Source organism: Clostridium senegalense (assembly GCF_018916625.1).
Taxonomy (GTDB): domain Bacteria; phylum Bacillota; class Clostridia; order Clostridiales; family Clostridiaceae; genus Clostridium_J; species Clostridium_J senegalense.
Window position 1 is genome coordinate 270,108 of record NZ_JAHLNC010000003.1, and the last position, 21,299, is coordinate 291,406.

General features: G+C 27.9%; 25 protein-coding genes. 2 read left to right on the plus strand and 23 right to left on the minus strand.

The annotated features are described in order from the left end of the window. Positions 1-140 precede the first annotated feature (140 nt). From lonC to yedF, 11 genes are all read right to left on the minus strand, one after another. On the minus strand, positions 141-2,015 hold the full coding sequence (gene lonC, locus KQI36_RS08535; protein WP_216450571.1) for a Lon family ATP-dependent protease: 1,875 nt from the start codon (positions 2,013-2,015) through the stop codon (positions 141-143). Between the two features lie 87 nt (positions 2,016-2,102). Beyond that, positions 2,103-2,546, minus strand: coding sequence for a 50S ribosomal protein L9 (rplI, locus tag KQI36_RS08540; RefSeq protein WP_010298258.1), 444 nt, complete (start codon positions 2,544-2,546; stop codon positions 2,103-2,105). Next, positions 2,546-4,543 (minus strand): DHH family phosphoesterase, encoded by a 1,998-nt coding sequence (locus KQI36_RS08545; protein ID WP_216450551.1) that lies wholly within the window; start codon positions 4,541-4,543, stop codon positions 2,546-2,548. Before KQI36_RS08545 ends, rplI begins: the two co-directional genes overlap by 1 nt. A 1-nt stretch (position 4,544) precedes the next feature. Next, positions 4,545-5,552 (minus strand): DUF2232 domain-containing protein, encoded by a 1,008-nt coding sequence (locus KQI36_RS08550; RefSeq protein WP_162130925.1) that lies wholly within the window; start codon positions 5,550-5,552, stop codon positions 4,545-4,547. A gap of 11 nt (positions 5,553-5,563) precedes the next feature. Next, positions 5,564-5,881: a MazG-like family protein gene (locus KQI36_RS08555; protein WP_010298267.1), complete on the minus strand. Its 318-nt coding sequence runs from the start codon at positions 5,879-5,881 to the stop codon at positions 5,564-5,566. A 364-nt stretch (positions 5,882-6,245) separates the two neighbouring features. After that, entirely contained in the window at positions 6,246-6,491 is a 246-nt protein-coding gene (gene rpsR / locus KQI36_RS08560) for a 30S ribosomal protein S18 (protein ID WP_026022428.1), read from the minus strand. A gap of 20 nt (positions 6,492-6,511) precedes the next feature. Then, a complete protein-coding gene (locus KQI36_RS08565) occupies positions 6,512-6,949 on the minus strand; it encodes a single-stranded DNA-binding protein (RefSeq protein ID WP_061996689.1) in 438 nt (145 codons plus the stop codon). A 15-nt stretch (positions 6,950-6,964) separates the two neighbouring features. Then, positions 6,965-7,252, minus strand: coding sequence for a 30S ribosomal protein S6 (gene rpsF, locus KQI36_RS08570; protein ID WP_010298276.1), 288 nt, complete (start codon positions 7,250-7,252; stop codon positions 6,965-6,967). 150 nt (positions 7,253-7,402) lie between these two features. Further along, positions 7,403-7,594, minus strand: a complete 192-nt coding sequence (locus KQI36_RS08575) for a DUF951 domain-containing protein (protein ID WP_010298281.1) — start codon at positions 7,592-7,594, stop codon at positions 7,403-7,405. Between the two features lie 164 nt (positions 7,595-7,758). Beyond that, on the minus strand, positions 7,759-8,010 hold the full coding sequence (locus KQI36_RS08580; RefSeq protein ID WP_010298284.1) for a putative Se/S carrier protein: 252 nt from the start codon (positions 8,008-8,010) through the stop codon (positions 7,759-7,761). A gap of 15 nt (positions 8,011-8,025) precedes the next feature. After that, the gene (gene yedF, locus KQI36_RS08585; RefSeq protein ID WP_216450552.1) at positions 8,026-8,613 is read right to left on the minus strand and encodes a sulfurtransferase-like selenium metabolism protein YedF; all 588 of its coding nucleotides are present in this window, start codon (positions 8,611-8,613) and stop codon (positions 8,026-8,028) included. Positions 8,614-8,940: 327 nt separating this feature from the next. Here yedF and KQI36_RS08590 point away from each other — a divergent pair, with 327 nt between their 5' ends. Together KQI36_RS08590 and yyaC are read left to right on the plus strand one after the other, a co-directional pair. Further along, positions 8,941-10,095: an aminotransferase class V-fold PLP-dependent enzyme gene (locus KQI36_RS08590; RefSeq protein WP_216450553.1), complete on the plus strand. Its 1,155-nt coding sequence runs from the start codon at positions 8,941-8,943 to the stop codon at positions 10,093-10,095. Positions 10,096-10,221: 126 nt separating this feature from the next. Then, positions 10,222-10,836 (plus strand): spore protease YyaC, encoded by a 615-nt coding sequence (gene yyaC, locus KQI36_RS08595; RefSeq protein ID WP_010298295.1) that lies wholly within the window; start codon positions 10,222-10,224, stop codon positions 10,834-10,836. A gap of 119 nt (positions 10,837-10,955) precedes the next feature. Here the strand turns inward: yyaC and KQI36_RS08600 are convergent, their stop codons facing one another. From KQI36_RS08600 to rpmH, 12 genes are all read right to left on the minus strand, one after another. Continuing rightward, the gene (locus tag KQI36_RS08600; RefSeq protein ID WP_216450554.1) at positions 10,956-11,453 is read right to left on the minus strand and encodes a DUF4446 family protein; all 498 of its coding nucleotides are present in this window, start codon (positions 11,451-11,453) and stop codon (positions 10,956-10,958) included. A gap of 39 nt (positions 11,454-11,492) precedes the next feature. After that, complete coding sequence (locus tag KQI36_RS08605) at positions 11,493-12,353, minus strand: ParB/RepB/Spo0J family partition protein (protein WP_216450555.1); 861 nt, start codon at positions 12,351-12,353, stop codon at positions 11,493-11,495. A 4-nt stretch (positions 12,354-12,357) separates the two neighbouring features. After that, the gene (locus KQI36_RS08610; protein ID WP_280527031.1) at positions 12,358-13,128 is read right to left on the minus strand and encodes a ParA family protein; all 771 of its coding nucleotides are present in this window, start codon (positions 13,126-13,128) and stop codon (positions 12,358-12,360) included. Positions 13,129-13,672: 544 nt separating this feature from the next. After that, a complete protein-coding gene (noc, locus tag KQI36_RS08615; protein WP_216450557.1) occupies positions 13,673-14,452 on the minus strand; it encodes a nucleoid occlusion protein in 780 nt (259 codons plus the stop codon). A 69-nt stretch (positions 14,453-14,521) separates the two neighbouring features. Continuing rightward, positions 14,522-15,241: a 16S rRNA (guanine(527)-N(7))-methyltransferase RsmG gene (rsmG, locus tag KQI36_RS08620; protein ID WP_216450558.1), complete on the minus strand. Its 720-nt coding sequence runs from the start codon at positions 15,239-15,241 to the stop codon at positions 14,522-14,524. 29 nt (positions 15,242-15,270) lie between these two features. Further along, positions 15,271-17,154, minus strand: a complete 1,884-nt coding sequence (gene mnmG / locus KQI36_RS08625; RefSeq protein ID WP_216450559.1) for a tRNA uridine-5-carboxymethylaminomethyl(34) synthesis enzyme MnmG — start codon at positions 17,152-17,154, stop codon at positions 15,271-15,273. Positions 17,155-17,162: 8 nt separating this feature from the next. Next, complete coding sequence (gene mnmE, locus KQI36_RS08630) at positions 17,163-18,539, minus strand: tRNA uridine-5-carboxymethylaminomethyl(34) synthesis GTPase MnmE (protein WP_216450560.1); 1,377 nt, start codon at positions 18,537-18,539, stop codon at positions 17,163-17,165. A 278-nt stretch (positions 18,540-18,817) separates the two neighbouring features. Beyond that, positions 18,818-19,444: an RNA-binding cell elongation regulator Jag/EloR gene (gene jag, locus KQI36_RS08635; protein WP_216450561.1), complete on the minus strand. Its 627-nt coding sequence runs from the start codon at positions 19,442-19,444 to the stop codon at positions 18,818-18,820. A 39-nt stretch (positions 19,445-19,483) separates the two neighbouring features. After that, the gene (yidC, locus tag KQI36_RS08640) at positions 19,484-20,203 is read right to left on the minus strand and encodes a membrane protein insertase YidC (protein ID WP_216450562.1); all 720 of its coding nucleotides are present in this window, start codon (positions 20,201-20,203) and stop codon (positions 19,484-19,486) included. 22 nt (positions 20,204-20,225) lie between these two features. Beyond that, positions 20,226-20,435, minus strand: a complete 210-nt coding sequence (gene yidD, locus KQI36_RS08645; protein WP_026022429.1) for a membrane protein insertion efficiency factor YidD — start codon at positions 20,433-20,435, stop codon at positions 20,226-20,228. Beyond that, positions 20,431-20,787 carry a ribonuclease P protein component gene (rnpA, locus tag KQI36_RS08650; protein ID WP_010298332.1) on the minus strand — a complete coding sequence of 119 codons (357 nt, stop codon included), beginning with the start codon at positions 20,785-20,787 and terminating at the stop codon, positions 20,431-20,433. The genes yidD and rnpA overlap by 5 nt, the downstream gene beginning before the upstream one ends. Before the next feature lie 53 nt (positions 20,788-20,840). Beyond that, complete coding sequence (gene rpmH, locus KQI36_RS08655) at positions 20,841-20,975, minus strand: 50S ribosomal protein L34 (RefSeq protein WP_010298336.1); 135 nt, start codon at positions 20,973-20,975, stop codon at positions 20,841-20,843. Positions 20,976-21,299: the final 324 nt, after the last annotated feature.

The following is a 21,299-nucleotide window of genomic DNA, read 5'->3' on the forward strand; positions in this document are numbered from 1 at the left end:
ATTTTATATATTATAATCTTAAAACAGCATATAGGTAAAGTCTATACATATGCTTCAATTTACCTTATATGCTTTAAAAGTTCCTATATAAATAATTATAACCCTGCTATTAAAAATTTAAGCAGGGTTATATTTTAATTTTAAAAAACTATTTTCATTAACTCATCTATAGTATCTACAATTTTAACTTCTATATCTTCTAATCCAATAGGTACTTCATTTTCATTATCCTTTGGAACAACTATAGTTTTAATACCTTTTCTTCTAGCACCATAAACTTTTTCAAATATTCCTCCAACTGGTTTAACTTTTCCTCTTAAAGAAATCTCACCAGTTATTGCAACATCCTGTCTTAACGGTTTATCTAAAAGAGCACTTATTATACATACAGTTATTGCTGCTCCTGCTGAAGGACCATCTATGTTTCCTCCACCAACAACATTTACATGGATATCATAATCTTTTATATCCTTATTGGTTATTTTTCTTATAACTGAAGCTGCATTAAATACTGAATCTTTAGCCATAGAACCTGCTGTTTCATTAAACCTTACAGCTCCTGTACCTTTTTCCTTAGCTTCAAATACTGCTGCTTCTATTTCTAATGTTGACCCTAAATAACCAGCTACCCCTAGTCCGTATACTTGTCCAACTTCTTTGTCCTTATTACTATTTAATTGTTCATAAGGCTTTAATCTACTTATAGATACAACCTCTTGTAAATCTTTAAGAGTAAGAATAATTTCTTTTCTTTCTTTATCACTATATAGAGCATACCCATAAACATCTGCTAATATATTCACAGCTTTTCTACCTTCAATAGTATATCTACTTATTTCTCTTGCTACACCATCTTCTAGTTTAACTTCTAATTTTTCTGCAGCGTTTATAACTATTTTTTCTATATCTTTTTGTGATAATGGTTCAAAATATACTTCTGTACATCTAGATCTTAATGCTGGATTTATCTCACTTGGGTCTTTTGTTGTTGCACCTATAAGAACAAAATCTGCTGGTGCTCCATTTTCAAAAAGATATTTTATATATTTAGGCGTTTGGTCATCATCTGGATCATAATATGAAGATGAAAACTCAACTCTTTTATCTTCTAATACTTTTAATATTTTATTTTGAAGTATAGTGTCTAATTCCCCTATTTCATCAATAAATAACACTCCACCATGAGCCTCTGTAACTAAACCTGGTTTAGGCTCAGGTATTCCAGTTTCTGCTAAATCCCTTTTGCTTCCTTGATATATAGGATCATGTACTGAACCTAAAAGAGGATTTGCGATTTCTCTTGGATCCCATCTAAGGGTTGTACCATCAACTTCAACAAATTTTGCTTCATTGTCATATGGAGTGTAAGATAATTTTTTAGCTTCTTCTAAAGCTAAACGTGCTGCACTTGTCTTACCTACTCCTGGAGGTCCATACAATAATATATGTTGTGGATATGGACATGCCATTTTAGATATTAATGATTTTATAGCTCTTTCTTGTCCAACTATTTCTGAGAAGCTTTCAGGTCTTAACATAGCCATAACACTTTTAGTTAGTTTCTTAGAATCTAACACTTCAAGCTCTGCATATTTTTTAAGAGTTTTTGCATTTTCACAACCCTTTTGTTTTTTTATTATGCCAAGTCTGATTTCGTCTATGTACTTGTCCTGTTTTTCATTTAAATGATGTTCTACATCTTTTTCAATCTTATTTTGGACATATCTTTTAGCAACTACATTTGCTAATATTTTGCTTGTTTCCTCTAAAACCTCTAGCTCATTAATGCTACTAGGTATAACATCAATACCTTTTCCATTACTTATTATTTTATTTATAGCAAATAATCTTTTATATGGATTTTTACTTTCTATAAGTTTTTGAAGCTTGAACTTTACTATTCTAGATCTTATTGTTCCATCATCCAAAACTTTATACATTAATTCATATAAAACATCTACTTCAATATCAAAAGGTATTTCTTGTTCTAATCCTTTATTTTCTATGTCATTCATTGATAACTTTTTCAAAATTAATCCGCTTTAGTGAGCATACCAAGCACTACACTCACTAAAGCGACCTCCCTTCAGTTTTCAAAATTATTATTGCTCACTAACAACAACCTTAATTTTAGTTGATACTTCTGGGTATACTTTTACTTCTATCTCAAAAGTTCCCATAGTTTTTATTGTATCTGTAACAATTTTTTTCTTATCTACTTTTACATTGTATTGTTTTTCTAAGGCTGCTGCTATATCTTTGCTTGTTATAGCTCCAAATAATCTGCCATTATCTCCGCTTTTTGCAGATATTTTTACTTCTTTATCTTTAAGTGACGCTGCTACTTCTTGAGCTGCTTCCATCTCTTCTAATTTTTTCTTTCTTTCTGCTTCGTTTTTCTTGTTTAAAATATGCATATTTGCATCATTAGCTTCTTGAGCTAATTTTTTTGGAAACAAGTAATTTCTAGCATATCCGTCAGCTGCGTTTATGACATCTCCTTTTTTACCTACACTTTTTACATCTTTTAATAATATAACTTTCATTATTTGTCACCTTCCCTTAAGTATTTATCTATAGCTTGATTTAACAATTTTTCTGCTTCATCTAATGTAACGGATTTTATTCTAGCACCTGCCATTGTTAAATGTCCGCCGCCACCAAGGGATTCAAGTATAACTTGAACATTAATATCTCCAAGAGATCTTCCACTTACATATGCGTCTACTCCCATTTTAACAATAACAAAGGATGCTTGAATACCTGTAATATTTAGCAACTCATCCGCTACTTGTGCACTTAATACATTATATTCTATATTTGGTGGACATACTGCAACTGCTATTCCATTTTTTACATTAGCTTTTCTCATAACTTCTGTTTTTGAAATATAAGTTTGTAAGTCCTCTCTAAATATCTTCTTAACCTCAGTTGTATCAGCACCTAGCTTTCTTAAGAATGCTGCTGCTTCAAAGGTTCTCACCCCTGTTTTAAAATTAAAATTTTTAGTATCTAAGCAAATTCCTGCTAAAAGACCAATAGCCTCCATAGATTTTAAATTTGGCTTATCTACCATATATTGAATTAATTCTGTTACAAGTTCTGATGTTGATGATGCATAAGTTTCTGTATAACTTAAAAGCGTATTACTTATATAGTCTTTTGCTTTTCTATGATGATCTATTATTACAATTTTTTCAAAAGCATTAACTACATCCATAGATAAAACATGACTTTCATTATGAACATCTACTATTATTAGTATACTCTTTTCATCCTTCATAGACAAAGCTCTTTCTGGAGTTATAAAAACATCCTCATAATCTCCATCAGATTTTAAATTTTTTATAAATTGATCCACTGAATTATTTTTTATATCTACAATTATATATGCATCTTTTCCAATGGATTTAACTGTGCTATACAAGCCAACTGCAGCTCCAACACAATCAATGTCTGAATTTTTATGTCCTAAAATAAATACATTACTACTATCATTTATAAGTTCTAATAATGCATGAGCTATAACTCTAGCTCTTACTTTAGTTCTTTTTTCAATCTCTTTAGTCTTACCGCCATAAAAAGATAATTTTTCTAAATTTTTAACAACAGCTTGATCTCCGCCTCTACCTAATGCTAAATCTTTAGCTGTTTCTGCAAACTCTTCATTTTGACCTGGAGTACTTCCACCTCTACCTACTCCAATACTTAATGTTACAGCTAATTTATTTCCTACATTTATCTCTCTTACTGTATCTAATATATCGAATTTTTTCTCAAGTTCTTTTTCTATATATTTATCCTGAACACTTATAACATATTTATTTGCTTGATATTTTCTTATCATAGCTTTCATACTTTGTGCATAGCTATTTATAGTTTTTTCTATATCAGCTATTAACTGAGGCGCTAAGTCTTCCTCTGTATTCTTTATTACTTCATCTAAATTATCAACTTCTATTAAAATTACACTCTCTTTATTATCATTTATACTATCTAATAGTTGTTGCTTTTCTGTGACATCATAAAAATATAGTAAGATTATTTTCCCATCTTGTTGTAATCCATCATCTTCAACTATATTAATATGTATATCGTAGTAATCTTCTCCTATTTTAATTGATTTATATATATTTTTCTTACCATCTAATACTTGCTTTACATTAAACTCTTTTATAAGCTCCCTAATACTCTCTCCAAGGACTTTTTTATCATCTAATTTAGAAGCCAAATTTTGATTGTACCATAATATATTTCCTTTTGTTCCTACCATAATAAAAGGAAACGGAAAATTTGATAATGTACTGGATGTAGCAGTATCCATTTTAGCTGATACATTATCTATAAGTTTAGACCATTGATTGTTATTGTCTCTAATATGCTTTATATTATAAACAATTAACCCTCCATATAGGACAATTAAAAATACACCTAAAAGGTAGTGTTTTAATAGAAAAACAGTTAGTATAAGTAATCCTATTATTACCATGTAAAATTTATCATTTCCTATAAAATAGTTGTACTTATCTCCTTTATTATTCATATCAAGCTCCTTTACCTTTAAATATCCTATGTGGATCCAATTTTCTAAAGTCAAACAGCATTTCTATAATACCAATTAGAGCATAAAATTTACCTAACCCCATAGGATATGTTACGACAATTATAATGGTAACTGCTATAGGTGATAGCTTTTTCTTTCTCATCAAAAAATAACTTATTGCAGCTATACCGTTAATAGTTAATACAAATTCCACTAGTACCATTGATATAGTCATTGGATAAATAGCACTCTCTATTCCTCTTGATTTTAAAATAATAGATATTGACATAATACCAATTAATGCAGCTCCAACTAAATTACTTACATAAAAGTCTGCAAAGGACATTGCTTTAACATATTTAATTTTTAATTTTTTTAATATACTATTATTTAAAACAATTGTTATATATGTTAAGACAAAACTTTGAATAAGCAGTGTTGGTGGTATAAATGCTATTATATATTCCCTACTAACCATTTTTTTTGATAATTCTATAGTGTTTATTATCTGCTCTGAAGCTCCCATTTTTATATAAGTATTTTTGGTTTCATCTATAATACTTAAAGCATAACTATTTATAGATGAAATAGTATCATTTAAAAATTGTGGGATAGTTATTTTTTCAACTAATAATATATAAAATACTATTGTTAAAGTTATAACCAAAATTGTTACAGAAAATATCGTTACAAAAAGATTATATGGTTTTTTATTTTGCTTTATACAATAGCCTAATGTAATCCCTACAATTGCATAGTTTATTCCAAAGAAAATTGCGGTTATAGGATTTACTAAAAATGCTGTTAAAATAAAACTTATAACTGCTCCTGACCCTGCTACATTTAAATTGTATCTTAAATATAAAATAGCAATTGGTATAGGAAGTAAACATACTCCTAAAACTTGCAATATGGGTAAATACGTAGACATAAGCACTATCATAAACATAACTACAGATATAAGTCCTACTTCAACTATAGCCTTCGTAGTGTATCTCTCTTTATTCATTTTTTCCTCCATTAGTTTCTCTCTTTAAGATGATTGTATAACTTGCTTAAATCTTTACCATCCTTTTCCATAGGATCTTCTTCAATTATTCCTATTTTTAGTTTTTTCTTCATAGTCTCATCTATCGCTAAGTGAGTATATCCAAGCCTTTCACCTAACACGTATAAAACTATAATAGCCCCAGAAATACAGTCTAAAATAGCTTCTTGAGCAACATTTCCACCTCTAGTTAAAAGCTTAAAAAAATCCCCAATGATGCATAATAAATCAGCCTTTAAGTTTTCTATAATTTTAACATTTCCCATAATATTAAAATCGCCTTTTCTCATATTTCACAACCCTTTCTTAAGCTATAAATCTATTTTAGATTCTTTTTTACTATGATGCAACAAAGCTTTTATACTCCAAGTATAGCACATTTTAAATCAATTTATAAATTTACATATTATGGTTTATATTATACTATAAAAATTATTATAAAAATATAAAAGATACATTATTTTTTAAAATTAAAGAAGTTTCTGTATTTTTATCATACATTCTCTACTGTTTTACTATAAAAATACATATAATTTTTTATTTTAAAATTTACTTATATAAAAATAGGTTCATACTTTTGATAGTGTGAACCATAAATAGATAAAATAATAAAAGCAACAACTAAAGTTGTTGCTTTTATATCATCTTTAATTACTATTCTGTTGTGAATGGTAATAAAGCTATGTTTCTAGCTCTTTTTATAGATACTGTTAACATTCTTTGATGTTTAGCACAGTTTCCAGAAATTCTTCTTGGTAATATTTTACCTCTTTCTGTAACGTACTTTCTTAACTTGTTTATATCTTTGTAATCTATACTTGTAGCTTTATCAACACAAAAAGCACAAACTTTTCTTTTTGCTCTTTTTCTGTTTCCGCCTCTTCTACGATCCATTGACATTACGCTCTCCTCCTTACCTATTAAAATGGTATGTCCTCGTTGCTATCCATTGGAGTTATGTCCGAAGATGCATAATCATCCCTTTGGAAGCCTCCGTTTCCATAACTATTGTTAGATGTTGTATTTCCGTTTGAAGATTTATCTCCCCATTCAAGGAAATGAACTTCATCTGCTACAACTTCAGTAACATATCTTCTTGTACCGTCTTTAGCTTCATAAGAACGAGTCTCTATTCTTCCTGCTACACTTATAAGTTTTCCCTTACTCATGTAATTTGCAGTACTTTCAGCTTGCTTTCCCCATACAACAACTGGTATGAAATCTGCATCTGGTTGACCTTCTCTTTTGAATTTTCTATTAACGGCTATTGTAAAAGTGGTTACAGCTGTTCCTGCACCTGGAGTAAACTTTAACTCTGGGTCTTTTGTTAATCTTCCAATCAAGACAACCTTATTCATTTAAAACACCACCTATTAGTTTTCTGCATTAATTATGATATGTCTGATAACTGCGTCAGATATTCTAAATACTCTGTCTAACTCTTTTGGTAATTCAGAATCAGCTCTGAAGTTTACTAGAGTATAGTGGCCTTCGTTAACTTTAGCGATTTCGTAAGCAAGTTTTCTTCTGCCCCAAACATCAACGTTTTCGATTTGTCCACCATTATTTTCTATTACACCTTTGAATTTTTCGATGTTAGCTTGAACAGCCTCCTCGTCTAATGATGGGTGTAATATGAATATAGTTTCATATAATCTCATTAGTTTCACCTCCTCCCCTCGGACTAACGGCTGTACTTTGTACAGCAGGGATTCCATTTATACATTTTATCACTTTAAATTTTAAAAATCAACATATAATTGATTTTTTATAATTTATTAATTTTAGGTAAATAATTTAATATTTGTTTTTTATTCATCTATTTTCCCAACAACTTTTTTAATAGAGTTTACAAACTTTGTTCTAGGCAACATAATTATCCTGCCACACTCTAAACATTTTATTTTAACATCTGCTCCTACCCTTATAACTTGCCAATTTTTACTGCCACAAGCATGGGCTTTTTTAGTTTCAACAATATCACCGATATCAAACTCTTTCATTGTTAACCCCACCTATCTTAAAGTTATTTTATATATTATAGCGTCTTCCATTATACTATATTATTTGACAACTTTTTTATATTTTAAACTAAATTTTAGGATATTTTATAACAAAAAAACTCTAATCAAATTATATAATGAATTTAATTAGAGCCTTGTAAATCTTAAATTGATACTTCACAATAAGAAGTTTTATCTTTTAAATATACACTTTTTATTGTAAATTTCTCATTATTTATTAATTCTTTTACATTCTTAAACTGTATTTCATCAACTTTTAGGCTTATTCCACAGCTTTTAGTTATATACGATGGTGTGGGCATCATTGTTGGTTTTATTTTTTCAATTTTACATACACTTTCAGCCTTCATAGCTTCGTGAGTATTGTTAAAAACTAAAATATAGTATTTATCCATTTTTATCTCCTATGTTTATAGTTTTATAGTTTTATCACTACTATTCATGCACTCTATTATAGCATACATATTTGTTATTTCTCCAATTTGAACTAAATCTTTCATTTTATAAAAATCTAAACATAGTCCACAACTTAATATCTGAACGCCTCTTTCTTTTAGTTTTTCTAAACTTTCAAGTACTTCTGAATCTTTAACTACTAATTTAATACCACTATTTAAAAATAATAGTTTATCTGGTATTATATCTGCTTCTGAAAGAGCAAACATATAGCTTTTCATTAATGCAGTTCCTAATTCATCATCACCTGAACCTAATTTGTCACTTCCAACTACAATTGAAAAAGTCTTTTTATTTTCTATTTTTATATCAAATTTTCCCTCTACATTGCCCTTATTTATATTTATGTAGTATAAACTATCTTTTTCTTCAAAATTAACCTTAAAACCTGCATTTTCTGCAAATTTCATTACATTATTTTTAGCTACTTCATTATCAACAACTGTAGTTGCCACGCCACTTTCTATTCCATCAAAGTATTTCTTTGTATTTATAACTGGTAATGGACAGTTTAACCCCTTACAATCAATTACTTTACTCACTTTAAATTCCCCCTAAATTTTTAATTATAAGTTTCCATTTGTATTTATATTAATATGTATTTATACTATAATAAAGTTTATTTTTCATATAATTTTATAAATATAATTTTACTTAATGCTTACACTTATATTATAACAAAGAAAGAGCTAAAAATACTATTACAATAGTAAATAGCTTTTCTTAATCTATTTGTTATTATAATAGTATATTATATATATCTTTCTTTTGAATTAAAATTTGTATATAAACATTATTTTATAATTGAAAACTTCTGTTTATATATAATAATGCAGTACATTTTAAATGATTTTAGGAGGCTTATTAACATGAAAGTTTATTTAGATAATGGTGCTACATCTTATCCAAAACCACAAACCGTTTATAATTCAATAATGGATTATATGACCCAAGTTGGTTCTAATATAGGTCGTGGTGCATCTAGTTCTTCTCTTGAAGGAAACCATATTATATTTCAATGTAGAGAATTAGTTTGTAATTTTTTCCATTTTGATAAAGTAGAAAATGTAATTTTTACTCCCAATATAACTTATTCTCTTAACATGCTTATAAAGGGCTCTGTAAAAAAGGGTTGGCACGTAATTACATCAGTTATGGATCATAATAGTACTTTAAGAACTTTACATAGTTTAAAAAATGATGGCATAATTGATTTAGATATAATAGGTGCAAATAAAGATGGATTTATATCTATAGAATCATTTAAGTCTATGATTAAAGAAAATACTAAATTAGTAGTGCTTTCTCAAGCATCTAATGTATGTGGAAGTATACAACCTCTAAAAGAAATTGGACAAATTTGCAAAGAAAAAGGAATCTATTTTATAATTGATACTGCCCAAAGTGCAGGCTGTATTGATGTTAATTTTAAAGATCTTAATTGTAATGCTCTTGCTTTTACTGGACATAAAAGTTTGCTAGGTCCACAGGGCACTGGTGGATTTCTAATTGATGATAATTTTAATAATATATGCAATCCAATAATTGAAGGTGGAACTGGAAGCTCTTCTTCTGATGTACTTCAACCTACTTTTATGCCAGATAAATTTGAAAGTGGAACAATGAATGCTCCTGGAATTGCAGGATTACTCGCTGGAATAAACTTTATTAATAATGAAGGTTTAACTACAATAAAAGAACATGAAGATTACCTTGCCAAAAAACTTATAGAAGGACTTTTAAATATAGATAGTGTAATTCTTCATGGAAGTAAAGAGACTATAGATAGAGCACCAGCTATATCTATAAATTCAACTAAAATAGATAATAGTGAATTAGGTTTTATGTTAGATAATCAATATGGAATTATAACAAGAACTGGTCTTCACTGTGCTCCACTTGCTCATAAAGCACTAGGTTCTTACCCTAATGGCTCTATAAGATTTAGTCTAGGATATTTTAATGATGAAAGAGATATCGATTATACACTTAATTCTATAAATAAAATATTAAAATCACTTTAATACAAAAATGAGCCTAGTTAAAGGCTCATTTTTTATAGCCATATTTATAATTAATAAAATTTTATGTTTTAAAATGTATATCATTCTATTTATTGGTTAATAATTACAATAAAAGGAGTGATATATTTGAGAAAATTAGAATTTGACTCTTTAGCTTCAGATTGTTCTTATAATATTAGAGAAGCTGTTTCTAAAGAAATTTTACCAATTTTAAAAGATAATAGAGATATAATAATATTATGTATTGGTACAGATAGATCTACAGGAGATAGTTTAGGACCTCTTGTAGGAGATAAATTAAAATTTCTCAAAAGGAAAGGTATTTATATTTTAGGTAATTTAGAAAAACCTATACACGCTAAAAACCTCGTAGAAACATTAGATATGATAAATACTACATATAAAAATCCATATATAATTGCAATAGACGCATGCCTAGGAAGTTTACCTAGCGTTGGTAACGTAATAATAGATTCTAAGCCAATCACTCCTGGAGCAGCCCTTAATAAAGATTTACCTAGTGTTGGTAACTTAAGTATTACTGGAGTAGTTAATATATCTGGTTCATTAGAGTTTATGGTATTACAAAATACTAGACTTTATGTTGTAATGAATTTAGCCACAGTAATTGCCAATGGAATATACCATTCTATTATTAAAACTGTAGGAAGTAGAGAACAGTGTGAAAATATAAATATACCTGTTAGTAAAAATGACAAAGATAAGTTATTAAAGGCATAAATTATATTTTGTAATTTATAACTTAGTATATTTTTAATTTTATGAATGAATCAATATATCCCAAAATATATATTTATATAAAAAAACAAAATGTTTCACGTGAAACATTTTGTTTTTTATTATTTATTAATTGCTTCGTGTAAAGCTCTTTCTTCTTCTTCTGATAAATCATATCTTGATATACCTTTATCTATAGGCTTTGCATATGTAGTACTTTCATTTCTACCATATATACTTGTTAATAATACTCCATCATTATTTGCATCTAAAAGTGCAATTGAATAACTTAAGTCACTGCCTACATCTTCAAAAGCCTTATATCTAATAATTGAAAACTTTTGAATACAATTGTTTGTTAAAGCCTGTGTGTTTTTACAAATTTCTTTAATTTCATTATTGTTGTTTTTAACTTCATCAATAGTGTCTAAATATTTTATTATTAACTCTTCTAAGTTCTTATTATTAGAACCTCTCATCAAACGTCTGTATTTTTTTTCTAAACGATTTAGACTTGATAATGTTACTATTAATACAATAAAGAATACTGCTAGCACAACCAAAAGTGCTATAGTAATATATGCACTATATTGGTTTATGATGTTAAATATTTGAGTCATAGTTTTCTTCCTTTCTTCAAAATTGTTTCATGTGAAACATTATAAACTGAATAGTTCTATTATTCTTTGAAGCTCATCCTCCGAATAATACTCTATTTCTATTTTTCCTTTATTTTTACTCTTATGGCTTATATTTACTTTGGTATCGAAATAATCTTCTAATTTTTTTTCAATATCCTTGTAATAAGGATTCTTTTCTTTTTTCTCTTTAGAAGTATTTTCTTCTTTATTTTTTAGTAATTCTTTTATTAATGTTTCTGTTTCCCTAACATTTAGTTCATTATCTATAACTTTTTGAGAAACTTCATATTGAGCATCATTGTCAGTTATGGCCAATACAGCTCTACCATGACCTTCTGACAATACACCTTCAATTATATATTGCTGAACTCTATTATCTAGATTTAATAATCTTAAACAATTAGCTATAGCACTTCTAGATTTGCAAATTTTCTTACTTATATCTTCTTGTGTTAATCTAAAATCACTCATAAGTTTTTTATAAGCTATAGCTTCTTCTATTGGATTTAAATCCTCTCTAACAATATTTTCTATAAGGGATATTTCTAAAACCTGCTCATCTGTTAAATCTTTTATTACTGCTGGAATATCTTTCATTCCAACTTGCTTAGCAGCTCTCCATCTTCTTTCCCCTGCTACTATAATATATGTTTCATTTTCTTTTCTTAATATTATTGGTTGAATTACTCCATGCTGTCTTATAGACTCTGATAACTCTAAAATCTTTTGGTCGTCAAAGGCTTTTCTTGGCTGATTTTTATCTGGTTTTATTAAATTCATAGATATTTTAACTACAGATTCTTCAATTGTTTTTTCTTCTACAATTTGGTCTGGAATCAGAGCACTTAGCCCTTTACCTAAAGCCATTTTTTTTGCCATTTTTTTATTCCCTCCTCTGTCTTTCTAAAAATTCTTTAGATAAATTATAAAAAGCATCTGCTCCCTTACATTTATCATCATATAAAATTATAGGAAGGCCAAAACTAGGTGATTCTGCTAACCTAATATTTCTTGGTATAGCAGTATTATAAACAGAGTTTTTAAAAAAATTCTTAACTTCTGAAACAACTTCATTTCCTAATTTCGTTCTGGCATCGTACATACTTAAGATTACACCTTCAATTTCTATATCTTTATTTAAAGATTTTTTTATTAAGTCATAAGTGTTTATAAGCTGACCTACACCTTCAAGTGCATAAAATTCACACTGAATAGGAATTAAAACACTGTTAGATGCAGTAAGCGCATTTATAGTTAACATTCCTAATGAAGGAGGACAATCTATAAATACATAATCAAATTTATCTTCTAAATCTTTTAATTTATTTTTTAATATAAATTCTCTATTTTTTTTATCTATAAGTTCTACTTCAGCACCGGCTAAAGTAACGTTGGATGGGACTATATAAAAATTTTCTACTAAATCAATTTTTTTTATAGCCTCTTCTATTTTTATATCTGTAGTTAAAACATCATAAGTTGAAAATTCTATTTTGCTTTTATCAATTCCTAGTCCACTAGTTGTATTCCCTTGAGGGTCAATGTCTATAGCCAATATTTTATACCCTTGCATAGCCAAACATGAACATAGGTTTATGTTTATAGTTGTTTTTCCAACTCCACCTTTCTGATTAAAAACACATATAGTTTTCATCATAAAATCCCCCATTCTTTTATTATATTAGATTATCTAATCAATAATATTTTAACTTTTATATAAGGAAAAAATTTTAACTTTAAATTTATTTATCAAATATTAGTATGGTATTAATCTTAAATTTTCTTACTTGATAAATTTATAAATTCAAAATTTATTTTAGAACCCTACATTATTATTTAAAATTTTAAATTAGAATTATTCTGTTATTATGTTAGATAAACTATTTATCATTTCCCCTAAAAACAAACTAGTTATCTATATTGAATTTAACTTCTAACTTATATAATTTTAAATTTTTATTTTTCCATCTTTAATTAAATAATAAATTTAATTTGTTATATATACCTAATTATATATTGATATATTTATCAATTAAAGTCCTATTTGAAATTTTTATCATTTAAAATATATTTTATCCTATTATTGTCTATATATAAGTTAATAATTACACTTTTTGATACTAATTTTTATATTTTTACATTTATTTATAATAAAAAGACTTATTGATTTCCAATAAGTCTTTGTTTCACGTGAAACATTATTTTTTCTTTATAGTTATAGTAACTTGAATACTATCATCTAGTTCCTTTGATCTATAATTGGCCTTTATGCCATATTTATCAAAAACTTGTTTTATTGTATTAACATATATTTTTGAATTAAATACACCTTTAATTCTTTTCTTTCCATCTGCAGCTATTTCTTGATGCGATATTCTTAGTAGTTCTCTATCTATCAATTGTTCTGTTTTACTTACATTTAACCCTTTATTTATTACTTCATTAATAACTGATTTTTGTAATTCAAGTGTTGGAAGTTTTAACAATGCTCTTGCATGTCTTTCTGTTAACTTGTTTTCTATTATTAAATCAATTAATTCTTTATCTAATTTTAGTATTCTTAATTTATTAGCTATAGTTGATTGCTTTTTTCCTATTGCTTTAGCTAATTGATCCTGAGTATATTCATGTTCTTGTATCAAATTATAATATGCTACTGCCTCTTCGAAAAAATTTAAGTCTTCTCTTTGTAAGTTCTCTAAAAGAGCTATTGCTGCTGACTCTTTATCGTTTATTTCAACAATTATAACTGGAACTTCCAAAAGCCCTGCATGTTTAGCTGCTCTTAGTCTTCTTTCTCCAGCTATTAGCTCATATGTATCATTAAAACTTTTCCTTACAGTAAGAGGTTGTATTATGCCATAAGTTTTTATTGATTGAGCTAATTCTTCTATTGCCTCTTCATTAAAAACTTGTCTTGGTTGATATTTATTAGGCACTATTAACTCTGTAGAAACGTTTATTACATTTTTTTCCATAAATAAACCCATCCCTTTATATTTTTCTTTAATCTAGTCCTCACATATATATTATACCATAATTTTACATTATTTTAATGGATTTTTTGTTACCATTCCTGCTTTTCTAGGATATTTTTTAGGTGTTTCTTTAATTTTCTTTATTACAACTAAGTTATGTTTAAGGTCGCTACCTTCAATATCAACATTCTCTATACGTTCAACTCTTCCGCCTAATATTGAAATAGCCTTTTTAGCATCTGTTAATTCCTCATCAATAGCTGGTCCCTTTAATGCAACAAAATATCCTCCAACTTTTAAATAAGGTATGCAAAATTCACTTAACACTGTAAGATTAGCTACAGCTCTTGAAACTACAGCATCAAACCCTTCTCTATAGTTTGGATCCTTAGCATAATCTTCAGCTCTTCCATGCATAGTATTAACATTTTCTAATCCTAATTGGTTAACAACTTCATTTAAAAAGTTTATTCTTTTATTTAATGAATCTAAAAGATACATTTCACATTCTGGATTTATTATTTTCATAGGTACACCTGGGAATCCTCCCCCTGTACCTATATCTATGAATTTTTTACATTTTTTTAGTTCTTCTATTTTAAACACTTTTAATGAATCTATAAAATGCTTTTTTATTATTTCTTCATCTTCTGTAATTGCTGTTAAATTTACTTTTTCATTCCACTCTTGTATAAGCTCTTTATATTTTATAAACTTATTATATTTATCTTCATCAAAGCTTAAACCTTCATTGTCACTTGCCACTTTTAACATATCGTAATATATCATAATTTCCTCCGCTTTTATAACAAAAAGTTTTATTGGTTTTTAGACCTATTTTTTTGTTCTAAATAAATCATTAAAACTGAAATATCTGCTGGAGATACCCCTGAAATCCTAGAAGCCTGACCTATATTAATAGGTCTAATCTTATTTAATTTTTGCATAGCTTCTATTCTAAGACCTTTTATATCACTATAGTCTATCTCACTATCTAACATCTTGTTTTCAAATTTTTTAAACTGTGCTATTTGTTCTAGCTGTTTTTCAATGTAACCTTCATATTTTGACATTATATTTACTTGCTCTGTGATAGCATCTGAAAGCTCTTTTCTTTCAGGATCTAAGTCTGCAACTATATAATAATCAAGTTCTGAACGTTTTATTAATTCATAAAGAGTTGTTGGTTTTTTTAGTGGTGCAGAACCTTTTGTTTCTAAAAACTCTATAACTTCTTTTTTATTAGTTATTTGTATGTTTTTAATTCTTTCAACTTCATTTTCTATCTGCTGTTTTTTTATTATAAATTCATTATATCTTTCTTCACTTACAAGTCCTTTTTCATGTCCAATTTCAGTAAGTCTTAAATCTGCATTATCTTGTCTTAATAATAGTCTATATTCTGAACGTGAAGTCATCATTCTATAAGGCTCATTAGTTCCTTTAGTAACTAAATCATCAATAAGAACTCCTATATATGCATCAGATCTTTTTAATATAAGTGGTTCCTTTTCTAGCACTTTTAATGCAGCGTTAATTCCTGCTACAAGACCTTGTGCTGCCGCCTCTTCATATCCTGAACTACCATTTACTTGACCTGCTGTAAATAAGCCACCTATGTCTTTAAGTTCTAAAGACAATTTTAATTGAGTTGGGTCTAAACAATCATATTCTATAGCATATGCTGTTCTTAACATCTCAACATTCTCAAGTCCTGGAATAGTTCTTAACATCTTTATTTGAACATCTTCTGGCAGTGAACTACTCATTCCCTGTACATACATTTCCTCTGTACCTTCACCTTCTGGTTCAATAAATATTTGATGTCTTTCTTTGTCCCTAAATCTCATAACTTTATCTTCTATAGAAGGACAATATCTTGGACCCGTACTAACTATTGAGCCATTGTAAAGTGGTGATCTATGTATGTTTTCTAAAATAACTTCATGTGTTTTTTCGTTTGTATATGTCAAAAAACATGATATTTGATCTCTTTTTACATCTTTACTCATAAAAGAAAAAGGAACTACCTTGTCGTCACCAAATTGCTCTTCCATTTGTGAGAAATCAATTGAGCGTTTATTTACCCTAGCAGGGGTACCAGTCTTAAATCTTCTTAATGAAATTCCAAGTTCTTTTAAAGAATCAGATAGTTTATTAGATGGTGAAAAACCACTTGGTCCTTCATTAAATTTTATATCTCCTACAATGATATCAGATTGTAAGTATGTTCCTGTTGTTAAAACTATTGATTTACAAGTAAAGTAAGCGCCATATTTTGTTAAAACACCTTTAACCTTATCATTTTCAACATCTATTTTTGTAACTTCTAATTGTCTTAACCATAAATTTTCCTCATTTTCAAGAACATTTTTCATTCTTTTTGAATATCTATTCTTATCCGCTTGTGCTCTTAATGAGTGTACTGCTGGTCCTTTAGAAGTATTTAACATTCTAGATTGAATATATGTATTATCTATGTTTATGCCCATTTCCCCACCTAGTGCATCTATCTCTCTTACTAGGTGTCCTTTAGCTGTTCCCCCAATATTAGGATTACATGCCATAAAGGCTATACTATCTAAATTCATAGTACATATTAAAGTTTTACATCCCATTCTTGCTGATGCTAATGCAGCTTCACAACCTGCATGACCAGCCCCTATTACTATAACATCAAAATCTCCAGCTATATATGACATAATGTCACCTACTTTCCTAAACAAAATTCTGAAAATATTTTATCTATAATATCTTCTTCTAGAGTACTTCCAGTGATTTTTCCTAAATCACTCCAGGCATTTCTTATATCTATTGATGCTAAATCAATTGCAAAAGTATTTTCCAGTGTATCTATTGCACCTTGTATGTTTTCTTTTGCTCTAAATAAAGCTTCTTTATGTCTTGTATTCGTAATTATTATATCATCATTTGAAACCTCACCTTTAAAAAACAAGTCTTTTATAGCTTCCCTAACTTTGTCTATATTTTTACCTGTTTTTGCAGAAATTTCAAAAACATAATTAGAATCAAATTCCTTTAAATCTTCCTTTTTTATTTTACCATCTAAATCTAATTTATTTAACAAAACAATATACTTTTTATCAAGTATATAACTTATAATTTCTCTATCTTCTTCATCTAATTGTCTACTACTATCTAAAATTAAAATTATAAGATCTGCTTGGTTTATCTTCTCTTTTGATCTTTCAACTCCAATTTTCTCAACAACGTCTTCTGTTTCTCTTATTCCTGCAGTATCAACTATTTTTATAGGCACTCCAGATATGTTTATATACTCTTCTATTACATCTCTAGTTGTACCAGGTACATCGGTAACTATTGCCCTGTTTTCTTTCGTTAAAGCATTTAACAACGATGATTTACCTACATTAGGTTTTCCTACTATTACCGTGTTAAGACCTTCTCTTAAAATCTTACCTTCATCTGCACTAGCTAAAAGTTCATCTATCTTAATTAACATACTTTTTAAAGTTTTAGCTGCACCTTCCGCTGTAACTTCCTCTAAATCATCTTCTGGATAATCAACTGTAGCTTCTATATGTGCAATAGATTGTAATAACTCATTTCTTAAAGCATTTATTTCCTTGGAAATGCCACCTTCACTTTGCATTAAAGCAGATTTCATGCTTAATTCCGTTTTAGCATTTATTATATCTATAATAGCTTCAGCTTGGCTTAAATCTATTCTTCCATTTAAAAAAGCCCTTTTAGTAAACTCTCCTGGTTCTGCTAATCTAGCTCCTACTTTTAAAACTTCTGACATAACTCTATTAGTAGCAACAACACCACCATGACAATTAATTTCTACTACATCCTCTGCAGTAAAGCTACGTGGGCCTTTCATATAACTTACTATAACTTCATCTATATGTTCACCATTGGAATTTATAATATAACCATATCTCATCGTATATGTTTTTATATCGTCTAAATTTCTATTATTTTTACCTTTAAATATTTTACTAACTATATTTAAAGCTTTGTCACCTGAAACTCTAATTATTGAAACTCCACCTTCTCCAATACTAGTAGCTACAGCAGCAATTGTATCGAATTCTTTCATAAATTTTACTCCTTTCTAATTTGATATCTAAATTTGTATTATTTTAGTTTATTTTCTATTTAAAATCTTCTATAATTTCTTTTTTTACTACAACAAATAACAAAGTTTAACCTTTTACTTGTGTAATATGCATTCAATTATTTTTTGTCCATATAAGTTTAAATTATACCATATAAAATTTTATAAAAAAAATATCTGAATTAATTTTTTATTAAAATTTTGATGGAAAGTTTACATTTATAAGGATATTTCTATATTATAAATAAAAAGAAAGCCTATTAGGCTTTCTTCATTTCAATAACAACTCTTCTTCTTGGTTCTTCACCTTCACTATAAGTCTTAACATGTTGACTGTTTTGAAGTGCTGCATGTATTACTCTTCTCTCATATGGATTCATTGGTTCTAGTTTTAGTGTTTTACCTGTTGCTTTTACTTTACTTTCCATTTTTTCAGCAAGTCTTTTAAGAGTTTCTTGTCTAGTATGTCTATAATTTTCAGTATCTAATATAACTCTTATATACTCATCATCATGATTTTTATTTACAACTAAACTAACTAAATATTGAAGAGAATCTAATGTCTCCCCCCTATAACCTATTAAAATCCCCATATTAGGTCCGATTAAATTTATATTCATTTCATTTTTTTGTTCTTTTATTTTTATTTCAGCTTTAATATTCATAGAGTTTAAAATGTCTCTTAAAAAAACCTTAGCCTCTTCAGCTCTATCTTTTTTTACGGTTACTCTAACCTTAGCCGGTTTAACTCCTATTATGTTTAAAAAGCCTTTACTACCTTCATCTAAAACTTCTACGTTTACTTTATCTTCAGTAACATTTAGCTCAGAAAGTGCATTTTTAACTGCATCTTCTGTGGTTTTCCCCGTCATTTCAATAATTCTCATCCCTATGACACCGCCTTCCCAAAACTACTAGGCATTTAATTATTTATTTTTCTTTTTTCCTTTATTATCAGTATTAGTAACTCCAACAGTTGCTAATTCTTCGTTTTTCTTTCTAGGTCTTAATAATAAAGTTTGAATTAATTGAATTAAGTTATTTATAATCCAATATATAACTATAGCTGATTGCATTTTAAAACCCATCCAAGTAAACATACCAGCCATAACTATATTCATCATCCCCATATTTGGCATTGCTTGGGAACTAGAATTAGCATTAGTTTTTGGTTGTAACATCTTAGACATTATATAAGTACTTACACCTGATAAAACAGGAAGTATATAATATGGATCTGGTTGATTTAAGTTTGGAATCCATAAAAATCCTGCACCATGATAATTAAGTGTACTGAATGCATAAAATAATACTATTATTATTGGATATTGAATAAGAAGTGGTAAACATCCACTCATAGGACTTACGTTTTCTTCTTTATAAAGTTTTAGTATTTCTTGTTGTGCTCTTTGTGGATCGTTTTTATATTTTTCTTGTATTGCTGCAGTTTTTGGTTGAACTTCTGCTAATTTAACTGATGATCTTGTCTGTTTTATTGTTAGTGGCAATAGTATTACTTTTACTACTATTGTGAAAATAATTATTGCAATTCCGTAAGAATAATTCGGATTTGAAATTACCGATTGGATCATTCCATGGATAGCATCAAAGAAATTAACAAAATATACCGAAAAAAATTCTCTCAAGCTTTAATCCTCCTGTTTTATGTTATTTAACTGGATCGTATCCACCCTTACTCCAAGGATGACATCTTAATATTCTCTTTATTGCCATATATCCACCTTTTAAACCACCATATTTTTCTATAGCCTCTATAGCATATTGTGAACACGTGGGCTGAAATTTACAACATGGCGGTTTTAAGGGTGATATGTATTTTCTATATAAGTTAATCATATGAATCAAAAATTTTTTAATCATTTATTAACCCGCTTTTTCTAAATAAATCTTTCATAGCCTTTTCAATTTCTTTATAACTTTTGTCGTTTGAAGCAGTTCTAGCGACAAAAACAAAATCATAACCCTGCTGTTTTAATATATCTTTATTCAATCTATAACTTTCACTTATCAATCTTTTTACTCTACTTCTTATTACACTTTTTCCAACTTTCTTACTAACGGATATTCCAACCCTGTTAAAACTTGAATTATCACTTTTATTTTTATAATTTTTAAAAACATACATAACTAATAAGTAATTAGAGTAAGATTTACCTTTTCTATATACAACTCTAAACTCAGGATTCTTTCGTATTCTATCTAATTTCATATTAACTGCTCCTTTTTTCCTGCAATTGCAGAAAAAGGCCACATCTGCGGCCCTTATGCTGTCAATCTTTTTCTTCCTTTAAGTCTTCTTCTTTTTAAAACATTTCTTCCAGACTTAGTTTTCATTCTTTTTCTGAAACCATGCTCTTTTTTTCTTTGTCTTTTCTTAGGCTGATATGTCATGAACATATACGAACACCCCCTTCGTATGTAATAAAAATATTTATAGCAATTATAGTATCACTATTTTATGGTTTTACCATTAGATTATATATTTCTAATCGCCTTATGTCAAGATAACTGTTTTTACAAAAAAACATATAAATTTTTCCTATATGTTAATACTTTTTATTTATATTAATAGTTTTTTGTGGATAACTTATTGAATACCTTGATATATTTTGATATCATGGATACATACTTGTTGATAAAATTGGAATAAGTAAAGTTATGCACATCCTGTTGATAAAATTGTGTATAACTTGTTCTATTTTTCTCCTTTTTTATTTAACA